Annotated in this window: 10 protein-coding genes and 1 riboswitch; of the genes, 7 read left to right on the top strand and 3 right to left on the bottom strand. The window is 57.4% G+C overall.

Annotation, left to right across the window (positions count from 1 at the left end; genetic code table 11):
- Complete coding sequence (gene hutH / locus WM46_RS10605) at nucleotides 1–1,521, top strand: histidine ammonia-lyase (RefSeq protein ID WP_102602222.1); 1,521 nt, start codon at nucleotides 1–3, stop codon at nucleotides 1,519–1,521.
- Between the two features lie 65 nt (nucleotides 1,522–1,586).
- On the opposite strand, the gene WM46_RS10600 is transcribed toward hutH, so the two are convergent.
- Both WM46_RS10600 and bioA read right to left on the bottom strand, forming a co-directional pair.
- Nucleotides 1,587–2,063 carry a kinase inhibitor gene (locus tag WM46_RS10600; protein WP_102602221.1) on the bottom strand — a complete coding sequence of 159 codons (477 nt, stop codon included), beginning with the start codon at nucleotides 2,061–2,063 and terminating at the stop codon, nucleotides 1,587–1,589.
- 58 nt (nucleotides 2,064–2,121) lie between these two features.
- Complete coding sequence (bioA, locus tag WM46_RS10595) at nucleotides 2,122–3,411, bottom strand: adenosylmethionine--8-amino-7-oxononanoate transaminase (RefSeq protein WP_102603818.1); 1,290 nt, start codon at nucleotides 3,409–3,411, stop codon at nucleotides 2,122–2,124.
- Nucleotides 3,412–3,487: 76 nt separating this feature from the next.
- Between bioA and bioB the strand changes: the two genes are divergently transcribed.
- The 5 genes from bioB (at nucleotide 3,488) to uvrB (ending at nucleotide 9,686) form a co-directional block, all read left to right on the top strand.
- On the top strand, nucleotides 3,488–4,528 hold the full coding sequence (gene bioB, locus WM46_RS10590; RefSeq protein ID WP_102602220.1) for a biotin synthase BioB: 1,041 nt from the start codon (nucleotides 3,488–3,490) through the stop codon (nucleotides 4,526–4,528).
- On the top strand, nucleotides 4,525–5,682 hold the full coding sequence (gene bioF, locus WM46_RS10585) for an 8-amino-7-oxononanoate synthase (protein ID WP_102602219.1): 1,158 nt from the start codon (nucleotides 4,525–4,527) through the stop codon (nucleotides 5,680–5,682). The genes bioB and bioF overlap by 4 nt, the downstream gene beginning before the upstream one ends.
- Nucleotides 5,666–6,421 carry a malonyl-ACP O-methyltransferase BioC gene (bioC, locus tag WM46_RS10580; protein WP_061076919.1) on the top strand — a complete coding sequence of 252 codons (756 nt, stop codon included), beginning with the start codon at nucleotides 5,666–5,668 and terminating at the stop codon, nucleotides 6,419–6,421. Before bioF ends, bioC begins: the two co-directional genes overlap by 17 nt.
- Nucleotides 6,414–7,100: a dethiobiotin synthase gene (bioD, locus tag WM46_RS10575; protein WP_102602218.1), complete on the top strand. Its 687-nt coding sequence runs from the start codon at nucleotides 6,414–6,416 to the stop codon at nucleotides 7,098–7,100. The genes bioC and bioD overlap by 8 nt, the downstream gene beginning before the upstream one ends.
- 564 nt (nucleotides 7,101–7,664) lie before the next feature.
- A complete protein-coding gene (gene uvrB, locus WM46_RS10570; RefSeq protein WP_061076921.1) occupies nucleotides 7,665–9,686 on the top strand; it encodes an excinuclease ABC subunit UvrB in 2,022 nt (673 codons plus the stop codon).
- Nucleotides 9,687–9,794: 108 nt separating this feature from the next.
- On the opposite strand, the gene yvcK is transcribed toward uvrB, so the two are convergent.
- Entirely contained in the window at nucleotides 9,795–10,703 is a 909-nt protein-coding gene (gene yvcK, locus WM46_RS10565) for a uridine diphosphate-N-acetylglucosamine-binding protein YvcK (protein WP_061076922.1), read from the bottom strand.
- A 267-nt stretch (nucleotides 10,704–10,970) separates the two neighbouring features.
- Nucleotides 10,971–11,113: riboswitch (molybdenum cofactor riboswitch) on the top strand.
- Here yvcK and moaA point away from each other — a divergent pair.
- Nucleotides 11,101–12,090: a GTP 3',8-cyclase MoaA gene (gene moaA / locus WM46_RS10560; RefSeq protein ID WP_061076923.1), complete on the top strand. Its 990-nt coding sequence runs from the start codon at nucleotides 11,101–11,103 to the stop codon at nucleotides 12,088–12,090. (Overlaps the previous riboswitch by 13 nt.)
- The last annotated feature ends 15 nt before the right edge of the window (nucleotides 12,091–12,105 follow it).

Raw genomic sequence — 12,105 nt, 5'->3', positions numbered from 1 at the left:
ATGAATACCATGACCTTAACGCCGGGCCATCTGAGCTTTTCACAGCTGCGTGCGATCTGGAAGCAGCCGGTTAAACTGCGCCTCGACGCCAGCGCGATTGATGGCATTAACGCCAGTGTGGCCTGCGTCAACACGATTGTCGCTGAGGGGCGCACGGCCTACGGCATTAACACCGGCTTTGGTCTGCTGGCGCAGACGCGCATCGCCGATGAGGATCTGCAAAACCTGCAACGTTCGCTGGTGCTGTCGCATGCGGCAGGCGTGGGTGATGCCTTAGATGACGCGCTGGTGCGCCTGATCATGGTGCTGAAGATAAACAGCCTTGCGCGCGGCTTCTCCGGTATTCGTCTTAGCGTGATAGAGGCGCTGATTGCGCTGGTTAACGCCGAAGTCTGGCCGCACATTCCGGCGAAAGGATCGGTAGGCGCCTCAGGTGATTTAGCGCCGCTGGCCCACATGTCGCTCACGCTGCTGGGTGAAGGAAAGGCGCGTTGGCAGGGGGAATGGTTACCGGCGACGGAAGCGTTAAAAAAAGCCGGACTGGAACCAATTACGCTGGCGGCGAAAGAAGGGCTGGCGCTGCTTAACGGCACACAGGCGTCGACGGCGTTTGCGTTGCGCGGACTGTTTGAAGCACAAGAGTTGTTCGCGTCGGCTGTCATGTGCGGATCGTTAACCACCGAAGCGGTGTTAGGGTCCCGCCGTCCGTTTGATGCGCGTATTCACGCCGCGCGCGGGCAGCGTGGGCAGATCGACGCGGCGGCGCTGTATCGCCATGTATTGACGGAGACCAGCGCGCTGTCGGCGTCGCACCACAATTGTGAAAAGGTGCAGGACCCGTATTCTCTGCGCTGTCAGCCGCAGGTGATGGGCGCGTGTCTGACGCAGATGCGCCAGGTGATGGACGTACTGCTGGCGGAGGCCAATGCGGTCTCTGATAATCCGCTGGTTTTTGCTGAGCAGGGGGACGTCATCTCAGGCGGTAATTTCCACGCTGAACCGGTGGCGATGGCGGCAGATAATCTGGCGCTGGCGATTGCCGAAATTGGCGCGTTGTCCGAACGTCGAATTGCGCTGATGATGGATAAGCATATGTCGCAGTTGCCGCCTTTTCTGGTCAAAAACGGTGGCGTGAACTCTGGCTTTATGATTGCCCAGGTGACGGCGGCGGCGCTCGCCAGCGAGAACAAAGCGCTGGCGCATCCGCACAGCGTGGACAGCCTGCCAACGTCGGCGAATCAGGAAGATCATGTCTCGATGGCACCCGCGGCAGGGCGCAGGTTATGGGAAATGGCGGCGAATACTCGCGGCGTGCTGGCCGTCGAATGGCTGGCTGCGTGTCAGGGGATCGATTTGCGCGAGGGATTAACGTCAAGTCCGCTGTTGGAGCAGGCGCGAACGGTATTGCGTGAGCAGGTCGCGCATTATACCCAGGACCGTTTCTTCGCCCCGGATATTGAGTGTGCGACAGAATTGCTGGCGCAGGGGGCCTTGCTGCAGCTCGTGCCGGAATTTCTTTGAACAGCGCCGGATGGCGCTAACGCTTATCCGGCCTACGAATCCCTCCCGTAGGCCGGATAAGACGCTTAACTGAACATCGCGGTAATCGAGGCGCTGGCGAGCGCATGGAAATGGACGTTAAATCCGACCATCGCGCCGCTGGCACCTTCATCGACGTCAATCCTGTCCACATCCAGCGCGTGAACGGTAAAGATATAGCGGTGGGTTTCACCTTTTGGCGGCGCCGCGCCGCCATAGCCCGCTTTACCGAAATCGGTTCGCGTCTGGATAACGCCGTCTGGCAGCGCAACCAGTCCGGAACCAAAGCCCTGCGGCAGTACGCGGATGTCGGCAGGAATATTGGCGACGACCCAGTGCCACCAGCCAGAGCCGGTTGGCGCATCGGGGTCGAAACAGGTCACCACGAAACTCTTTGTTCCGGCAGGCACCTCATCCCAGGCCAGGTGCGGAGAAAGGTTGTCGCCGTCATAGCCCATACCGTTGAAGACATGGCGCTGGGGAAGCTTATCCCCGTCGCGCAGATCGTTGCTGATTAATTTCATGCACTCTCCTTAATTCTCGCCAAAAAGTGTAGCCAGAAACCGTACAGCTTACCGTTAATTACGCGTTAAAAAATGTTTCGTCGCGCACAGCTTCGTTCACGGCCTTCGTCAGACGGCGCAGTTGCTCTGGCTGGATGAGATACGGCGGCATCAGGTAGATAAGCTTGCCAAACGGGCGGATCCACACTCCCTGTCGCACAAAGAATTTCTGCAGGGCCGCCATATTAACCGGATGCGTCGTCTCCACCACGCCAATCGCTCCCAGCACGCGGACATCAGTCACCCATGGTGACGCCAGCGCCGGGGCGAGTTCCTGGCGTAACTGGGTTTCAATGGCCGAGACCTGCGCCTGCCAGTCGCCGGATTCCAGTAGTGACAGGCTGGCGGTCGCCACCGCGCAGGCCAGCGGATTGCCCATAAACGTCGGGCCATGCATAAAACAACCCGCCTCGCCGTTGCTGATAGTTTCCGCTACCAGGCGGGTGGTCAGGGTAGCGGAGAGGGTCATCGTCCCGCCGGTCAGCGCTTTACCCAGACACAGAATGTCGGGCGCGATCCCGGCGTGTTCGCAGGCAAACAGTTTGCCCGTGCGGCCAAATCCGGTGGCGATTTCATCAGCAATCAGCAGAATGCCTTCGCGGTCGCACATTTTGCGGATGCGGCGCAGCCACTCCGGATGGTACATCCGCATACCGCCTGCCCCCTGAACAATCGGCTCGAGAATCACTGCCGCAATGTCATGGCGATGCGCGGCCATCAGGCGCGCGAAGGCCACCATATCACGCTCATCCCACTCGCCGTCCATTCGGCTTTGCGGAGCAGGGGCAAACAGGTTTTCCGGCAGATAGCCCTTCCACAGGCTGTGCATGGAGTTGTCCGGATCGCAGACCGACATCGCGCCGAAGGTATCGCCGTGATAGCCGTTACGGAATGTCAGGAAGCGCTGACGGGATTCCCCTTTAGCCTGCCAGTATTGCAGCGCCATTTTCATCGCCACTTCCACCGCGACGGAACCGGAATCGGCGAGGAACACGCACTCCAGCGACGCGGGCGTCATGGCGACCAGTTTACGGCACAGGTTGACGGCGGGGGCATGAGTGATCCCGCCGAACATCACATGCGACATGGCGTCAATCTGCGTTTTCATCGCGGCATTGAGCTGCGGATGGTTGTAGCCGTGAATCGCGGCCCACCACGACGACATGCCATCAATCAGGCGCTCACCGCTGGATAAAATCAGTTCGCAGCCCTCGGCCCGTTCAACAGGATAGACCGGCAGCGGAGACGTCATAGAGGTGTAGGGGTGCCAGATATGGCGCTGATCAAAAGTGATATCGTCCGTTGTCATAATCGACTTGTAAACCAAATTAAAAAGTTTTAGGTTTACAAGTCTACACCCTTATCACCACAAAAAGTATAAAATTATGACCACTCATTCTCGCTGGACGCTGTCGCAAGTCACCGAATTATTTGAAAAACCGCTGCTGGATCTGCTGTTCGAGGCACAGCAAATCCACCGTCAGCATTTCGATCCTCGCCAGGTACAGGTCAGCACGCTGTTGTCGATCAAAACCGGCGCCTGCCCGGAAGACTGCAAATATTGTCCGCAAAGTTCGCGCTATAAAACCGGTCTTGAATCTGAGCGGCTGATGGAAGTTGAGCAGGTGCTGGAGTCGGCGCGCCAGGCGAAGAACGCCGGCTCCACCCGTTTCTGCATGGGCGCGGCGTGGAAGAACCCGCACGAGCGCGACATGCCGTATTTGCAGCAGATGGTTCAGGGGGTGAAAGCGCTGGGGCTGGAAGCCTGCATGACGCTTGGCACGCTCGATGAATCGCAGGCGCAACGGCTGGCGGAGGCGGGGCTGGACTATTACAACCACAACCTCGACACCTCGCCGGAATTTTACGGCAACATCATCACCACCCGTTCCTACCAGGAGCGGCTCGACACGCTGGATAAAGTGCGCGAGGCCGGGATCAAAGTCTGTTCCGGCGGCATCGTCGGTCTGGGCGAAACGGTGACTGACCGCGCCGGGCTGCTCCTGCAACTGGCAAACCTGCCGACCCCGCCGGAAAGTGTGCCGATCAATATGCTGGTGAAGGTAAAAGGCACGCCGCTGGCAGATAACGATGACGTCGACGCATTTGATTTTATTCGCACCATTGCCGTGGCGCGCATCATGATGCCGACCTCGTATGTGCGCCTGTCCGCCGGTCGCGAGCAGATGAATGAGCAAACGCAGGCCATGTGCTTTATGGCTGGCGCCAACTCTATTTTCTACGGCTGCAAACTGCTCACCACGCCAAACCCGGAAGAGGACAAAGACCTCCAGCTTTTCCATAAGCTGGGGCTGAACCCGAAGCAAACGGCGGTGCTCGCCGGGGATAACGAGCAGCGTGCGCGTCTGGAGCAGGCGCTGCTGACGCCAGATACCGACGATTACTACAACGCGGCTGCCGTATGACCTGGCAACACAAAATCGACGATGCGCTGGCGGCGCGTCGTTCGGCGGATACTTTGCGCCGACGTTACGCGGTCGCGCAGGGAGCCGGTCGCTGGCTGGAGACGAATGACCAGCGCTATCTCAATTTCTCCAGCAATGATTATCTGGGCTTGAGTCACCATCCGCATATTCTTCGCGCCTGGCAGCAGGGAGCGGAGCGGTTTGGCGTCGGCAGCGGCGGCTCGGGCCACGTCAGCGGTTATTCCATTGCCCATCAGCAACTGGAAGAGGAACTGGCCGACTGGCTGGGCTATCCGCGCGCGTTGCTGTTTATCTCGGGTTTCGCCGCAAACCAGGCGGTGATTACCGCGCTGATGGAAAAGGATGACCGGATTGTCGCTGACCGTCTCAGCCATGCTTCGCTGCTGGAAGCGGCCAGTCTTAGTCCGGCGCAGCTTCGCCGCTTTACCCATAACGACGCCTCGCATCTCGCGCGCCTGCTTGACGCCCCCTGTTCCGGGCGACAACTGGTGGTGACCGAAGGCGTATTCAGCATGGATGGCGACAACGCGCCGCTTGTGGACATTCAGCAGGCCGCACAGGCGCGTAATGCCTGGCTGCTGGTGGATGATGCCCACGGCATTGGCGTCAGTGGAGAAGAGGGACGCGGGAGCTGCTGGCAGCAGGGGGTAAAACCGGCGTTATTGGTCGTAACGTTCGGCAAAGGTTTTGGCGTCAGCGGTGCGGCGATTCTGTGCTCTGAAAGCGTTGCCGATTACCTGCTGCAGTTCGCCCGTCATCTGATTTACAGCACCAGCATGCCGCCCGCGCAGGCGATGGCGTTACAGGCGTCGCTTTCGGTGATTCGCAGCCAGGAAGGTGACGCACGCAGGGAGAAACTGACTGCGCTGATCCAGCGCTTCAGATCGGCTATCAATCATGCCGATTTCAGGCTGGCGCAGTCGCACAGCGCCATCCAGCCGCTGATTGTTGGCGAAAATGCGCGCGCGTTGCAGCTGGCGGACACCTTACGCCGTCAGGGGTGTTGGGTCACGGCGATCCGTCCGCCGACCGTACCCGCCGGGACGGCCCGTCTGCGACTGACGTTAACTCAGGCGCATGAGCCTGAGGATATCGACCGATTGCTGGAGGTGCTGCATGGGGCAGGTGAATAAACAGGCGGTCGCGGCGGCGTTTGGCCGTGCGGCAGCGCACTATGAGCAGCACGCCACATTGCAGCGCCTGAGCGCCGACGCGTTGCTGGCGCAACTGCCGGAGCGCCCATTTTTACAGGTACTGGATGCCGGCTGCGGGCCGGGGCGTTTGAGTCGCTACTGGCGCGAGCTGGGGAGTCAGGTCACCGCGCTGGATCTCTCTGCCCGCATGCTGGACGAAGCGCGTCGTCAGGACGTGGCGCATCACTATCTCGCCGGCGACATTGAGTCGTTGCCGTTAGCCAGCGCAACGTTTGACCTGGCCTGGAGCAATCTGGCCGTGCAATGGTGTGACAGTCTGCATCAGGCGCTGAGCGAACTGTATCGGGTCGTGCGCCCCGGTGGCTGCGTGGCCTTCACCACGCTGGCTCAGGACTCGCTGCCGGAGCTTCATCAGGCCTGGCGCGCGGTGGATGAGCGGGCGCATGGCAACCGCTTTTTATCCTGTGAGGCGCTGTGTGAGGCGATGCGCGACTGGCAGGGACATCATCAATCCATCTCTCTGACGCTGGAGTTTGATGACGCCCTGAGCGCCATGCGCTCGCTGAAAGGCATCGGCGCGACCCATTTGCACGAGGGGCGCGAGTCGCGCGTTTTAACTCGCTCGCAGTTGCAGCAGCTTCAACTGGCGTGGCCGCAGCGGCAGGGGAAATATCCGCTGACCTACCATCTTTTTGCAGGAGTGATTGCACGTGACTAAACGTTATTTTGTCACCGGTACCGATACGGAAGTCGGTAAAACCGTCGCCAGCTGCGCGTTGCTACAGGCGGCGCGCAGTCTGGGTTATCGGACGGCCGGCTATAAACCTGTCGCATCAGGCAGTGACATGACGCCAGAAGGACTTCGCAACAGTGACGCCCTGGCGCTTCAGCGCAACAGCAGTCTGACGCTGGACTACGCGGCGGTGAATCCCTACACCTTCGCGGAACCCACCTCACCGCATATCATCAGCGCCGATGAGGGAAGGCCGATTCGTGCTGACGTGATGTCAGACGGACTGCGCGCGCTGGACGCGCAGGCGGAGTGGCTGCTGGTGGAAGGCGCTGGCGGCTGGTTTACCCCGCTTGCGGACGATTTTACCTTCGCCGACTGGGTGTTGCGCGAGCGCTTACCGGTGATCCTGGTCGTCGGCGTGAAGCTGGGGTGTATAAACCATGCCATGCTGACAGCGCAGGCGGTACAGCAGGCAGGACTTCCGCTTGTCGGGTGGGTGGCGAATGACGTCACGCCGCCGGGAAAACGTCATCATGAGTATCTGGCGACGCTTACGCGGGTCATCCCTGCGCCATTGTTAGGCGAAATCCCGTGGCTGGCGGCAGGAGCCGAAAATACGGTCACAGGACAATATCTGGATCTCGCTTTACTCGCGGATGAGTAAAAGGCGAAATTGCGAGCAAGATCTCGCCTGCCAGGGGCACTTCTTTAGCTGATAAAAATCAAAATTTAGCGATAATTTTTTTTTATGTGCTCCCTGGTGGGTCGGACCGGGAATTTGCCAGGCGGCAGACCATATGGCCTGCAGGCAGTTATCCACCATTCCTGTGGATAACCTTGTGTATTAGAGTTAGAAAACACAAGGCAAGCGAGAGAATACGCAGCTTCCAGCCGAATTGGTGCGAAAGGCGTCTTTGTGAAATATCCTATAATTTACAGCGCGTTAGATAAAATCAATGGCTGTCATATTGTGGTCATTGAATGCAATAAAACTTTCATCACACATCTTGACAATGTTAACGAAGTCAATGGTCTGGGGATAAACCCGCTTCGTAGTGTAATATCTTGCCAGCGGTGAAATTATAGCCATCTCCGATCCGCTTTTATCATGCGTAACACAAATTTCATGAGGCGTTACTGTTTTTTCATCCAGTATATTTTACTGGCAATATTATCTTCTGCGAGTAAAATTACACACCTGCCCGCTCATTCCTTCAGGTAGCTGCTCATGAGTAAACCGTTCAAACTGAATTCCGCATTTAAACCTTCCGGCGATCAGCCCGAGGCGATACGCCGTCTGGAAGAGGGACTGGAGGACGGCCTGGCGCATCAGACGCTGCTTGGCGTAACGGGTTCGGGGAAAACGTTCACCATTGCTAATGTGATCGCAGATTTGCAGCGTCCGACGATGGTGCTGGCGCCCAACAAAACGCTGGCGGCGCAGCTGTATGGTGAAATGAAAGAGTTTTTCCCGGATAACGCCGTCGAGTATTTCGTCTCCTACTACGACTACTATCAGCCGGAAGCGTATGTTCCCAGCTCAGACACCTTCATCGAAAAAGATGCCTCGGTGAACGAACATATTGAGCAGATGCGTCTGTCGGCCACCAAAGCGTTGCTGGAGCGCCGTGACGTGATCGTCGTGGCCTCTGTTTCCGCCATCTATGGTCTGGGCGATCCCGATTTATATCTGAAGATGATGCTGCACATGACGGTGGGCATGATCATCGATCAGCGCGCCATTCTGCGGCGACTGGCTGAACTGCAATATACCCGTAACGATCAGGCGTTCCAGCGCGGGACTTTCCGCGTGCGCGGTGAGGTGATCGACATCTTCCCGGCGGAATCCGACGACATTGCGCTGCGTGTGGAGCTGTTTGACGAAGAGGTGGAGCGTCTGTCGCTGTTTGACCCGCTGACCGGGCAGGTGGAGTCCACCATTTCGCGCTACACCATCTACCCGAAAACGCACTACGTGACCCCGCGTGAGCGCATTGTGCAGGCGATGGAAGAGATCAAAGTCGAACTGGCTGAACGTCGCAAAGTCCTGCTGGCCAACGACAAACTGCTGGAAGAACAGCGTCTGAGTCAGCGTACCCAGTTTGATCTGGAGATGATGAACGAGCTGGGTTACTGCTCAGGGATCGAAAACTACTCGCGCTTTCTGTCAGGACGCGGGCCGGGTGAGCCGCCGCCGACGCTGTTTGACTATCTGCCCGCCGACGGTTTGCTGGTGGTGGATGAATCCCACGTCACCATCCCGCAGATTGGCGGGATGTATCGCGGCGATCGGGCGCGTAAAGAGACGCTGGTGGAGTACGGTTTCCGTCTGCCATCGGCGCTGGATAACCGCCCGTTAAAGTTCGAAGAGTTTGAAGCGCTGGCACCTCAGACTATTTATGTGTCTGCGACGCCGGGCAATTACGAGCTGGAGAAATCGGGCGGCGAAGTGGTTGATCAGGTGGTGCGTCCGACAGGGTTGCTGGATCCGGTGATTGAAGTACGTCCGGTGGCAACGCAGGTGGACGATCTGCTTTCTGAGATCCGCAAGCGTGCGGAGATTAACGAGCGCGTGCTGGTAACCACGCTGACCAAGCGCATGGCGGAAGATCTCACCGAGTATCTGGAAGAGCACGGCGAGCGGGTGCGTTACCTGCACTCGGACATCGATACCGTCGAACGTATGGAAATCATTCGTGACCTGCGTCTGGGCGAGTTTGATGTGCTGGTGGGGATCAACCTGTTGCGCGAAGGTCTCGACATGCCTGAGGTGTCGCTGGTGGCGATTCTCGACGCCGACAAGGAAGGGTTCCTGCGTTCCGAACGTTCGCTGATACAGACCATCGGTCGTGCGGCGCGTAACATTAACGGGAAGGCGATTCTTTACGGTGACAAGATTACGGCCTCAATGGCGAAGGCGATTAGCGAAACCGAGCGTCGTCGTGAGAAACAGCAACAGTACAACGAAGAGCACGGCATTACTCCGCAGGGCCTGAATAAAAAAGTGGTCGATATTCTGGCGCTGGGGCAGAACATTGCGAAAACCAAGGCGAAGGGCAGAGGCAAATCGCGTTCCGCGGCGAAATCCGATGTGGTGGAACTGGATATGACGCCAAAAGCGCTGCAACAGAAGATCCACGAGCTCGAAGGGCAGATGATGCAGCATGCGCAGAATCTGGAATTCGAAGAGGCCGCGCAGATCCGCGATCAACTGCATCAGCTGCGTGAACTGTTTATCGCGGCGTCGTGAGAGATTGCCGGATGACGTTGTAAATACCGTATCCGGCCTGTTCGCTGGCTGTCCGCAGATGTGATTAAGTAGGCCTGATGAGCGTAGCGCCATCAGGTAATCAGGCGGTTACCGCAGCGCCTGTACGGCTTTCTCCAGCGCGCTGTGTAATAACTGGCGGTCATGGCGATAAGGAATATCGCTGGCCTCCAGAACTTCCTGAATCACCACCCGGTCACTGACCGCAGAGACATTCACTTTCGGTCCCACGATAACCGCATCAACGACTCTTTTACCGACATACTGCTCCATAATGGTTAGCTTATCGATCAGCGTCAGGCTTGCGGCGGGGATGCTCAGTTCCCGACCCAGATTGCCGATGTAGACCATGGGCGCCTGCGTGCGGCGCAGCGCCTGGGCGAGTTCATCCAGCAGCAGGATTGGCATCAGGCTGGTGTAAAAACTGCCCGGACCGATAATAATCAGGTCGGCGTCGTTAATCGCCTGCACCGCTTCCCGGGTAGTGGGGACCTTCGGTGACAGCATCAGTTCCTGCAAGGGCGAGGTGAGCTGATCAATATTCACTTCGCCGTACACTTCATGCCCCTGATCGTCGATCGCCATCAGGTCAACGGGCAGCTCCGACATGGGGATTAAATGTGCATCCACTTTCAGCAGATTACGAATTAAGTTGATGGCTTCCAGAGGCCGCACGCTCAGGTGATCGAGCGCCTTTAACATCAGATTTCCGAGGTTATGACCGGAAAGTTCGCCATTACCGCCAAAACGGTACTCAAACATCGCGGAAGCGACGCTCGGTTCGGTAATCAACTGATTGAGACAGTTGCGCATATCGCCCCAGGCGATTCCCCCTTCTGAGCGGCGAATACGGCCCGTCGAGCCGCCGTTATCCGTGGTGGTCACGATACCGGTGAGGCGTGAGCCGAGGGAGGAGAGGGAAGAGAGAACGCGTCCTAATCCATGCCCTCCGCCGAGAGCGACGACACGATCCAGGTCAGCCAGCGTACGATTGCGCATAAAAATTCCTGAAGTCAGATTTACCGCGCTACAGTAGCGCAAACAGGGGCTTTTCAGCAATTCGCCAACGGCAAGTTGAGAAAATAAATTCTGCCGTACTACCTCTTTAGAGTGACGAATGCCTGACTGCGAAATGATATACATCAATGCAAAAGTGCTATTTTTGCTTATTCTGTAGCGAAATGGCACGATCATGACGCTATATACATGATTATACAGCGTTAAGTGTAAATGGCATTATGTTCATTTACACGCTAGTATCGCCATAACCACAGTAAACACTCTAGCCTCTGCACCTGGGTCAAATGATACGGTGCTTTGGCCGTGACAACGCAAACGCATTGCCACCAGGGCGCAGGAAGAAATGACTTCGCCTCCCGTATTTGGAAAGGTGTACATGGCCACACAACTGACCGATGCTTTCGCGCGCAAGTTTTACTACTTGCGTCTGTCGATTACCGACGTGTGCAACTTTCGTTGCACATACTGCCTGCCGGATGGTTACAAGCCCGGCGGCGTCACCAATAAAGGTTTTCTCTCCGTCGATGAAATTCGCCGGGTGACCCGCGCCTTTGCCAACCTGGGCACTGAAAAAGTGCGTCTGACCGGTGGCGAACCCTCTCTGCGTCGTGATTTCACCGACATCATTGCCGCCGTGCGTGAAAACGAGGCGATTCGTCAACTGGCGGTAACCACCAATGGCTACCGTCTGGCGCGTGATGCCGCCCACTGGCGCGAGGCTGGCTTGACCGGCATTAACGTCAGCGTCGATAGCCTTGATGCGCGTCAGTTCCACGCGATTACCGGGCAGGATAAATTCCAGCAGGTGATGGCGGGCATTGATGCCGCGTTTGATGCCGGTTTTGCAAAAGTTAAAGTCAACACCGTGCTGATGCGCGATGTGAACCATCATCAACTCGATACCTTTCTCGACTGGATCCAGACGCGCCCCATTCAACTGCGTTTCATCGAACTGATGGAGACGGGTGAGGGCAGCGAACTGTTCCGTAAACACCACATCTCCGGTCAGGTGCTGCGTGACGAACTGTTGCGTCGCGGCTGGATCCACCAGCTACGCCAGCGTAGCGACGGTCCGGCGCAGGTTTTTTGTCACCCCGATTATGAGGGTGAGATCGGCCTCATCATGCCGTATGAAAAAGACTTCTGCGCGACCTGCAACCGTCTGCGCGTCTCCTCCGTGGGTAAACTTCATCTCTGCCTGTTTGGTGAGGGAGGCGTCAGCCTGCGTGATTTGCTGGAAGACGATGAGCAACAAGATGCGCTGGAAGCGCGTATCGCGCTTGCGTTGCGTGAGAAAAAACAGACCCATTTCCTGCATCAGAACAATACCGGTATCACCCAGAACCTCTCATACATAGGCGGTTAACGCCGCTTTGAACAA

The organism is Citrobacter freundii complex sp. CFNIH2, assembly GCF_002880615.1.
GTDB classification, from domain to species: Bacteria; Pseudomonadota; Gammaproteobacteria; order Enterobacterales; family Enterobacteriaceae; genus Citrobacter_A; species Citrobacter_A amalonaticus_F.
This window is presented reverse-complemented; position numbering and strand designations above follow the sequence as displayed.

Bases quoted from the DNA above. Each gene is read 5' to 3' on its own strand.
- uvrB (WP_061076921.1), top strand. From the start codon at position 7,665: ATGAGTAAACCGTTCAAACTGAATTCCGCATTTAAACCTTCCGGCGAT.
- WM46_RS10600 (WP_102602221.1), bottom strand. From the start codon at position 2,063: ATGAAATTAATCAGCAACGATCTGCGCGACGGGGATAAGCTTCCCCAG.
- bioF (WP_102602219.1), top strand. From the start codon at position 4,525: ATGACCTGGCAACACAAAATCGACGATGCGCTGGCGGCGCGTCGTTCG.
- bioA (WP_102603818.1), bottom strand. From the start codon at position 3,411: ATGACAACGGACGATATCACTTTTGATCAGCGCCATATCTGGCACCCC.
- yvcK (WP_061076922.1), bottom strand. From the start codon at position 10,703: ATGCGCAATCGTACGCTGGCTGACCTGGATCGTGTCGTCGCTCTCGGC.
- bioC (WP_061076919.1), top strand. From the start codon at position 5,666: ATGGGGCAGGTGAATAAACAGGCGGTCGCGGCGGCGTTTGGCCGTGCG.
- hutH (WP_102602222.1), top strand. From the start codon at position 1: ATGAATACCATGACCTTAACGCCGGGCCATCTGAGCTTTTCACAGCTG.
- moaA (WP_061076923.1), top strand. From the start codon at position 11,101: ATGGCCACACAACTGACCGATGCTTTCGCGCGCAAGTTTTACTACTTG.
- bioB (WP_102602220.1), top strand. From the start codon at position 3,488: ATGACCACTCATTCTCGCTGGACGCTGTCGCAAGTCACCGAATTATTT.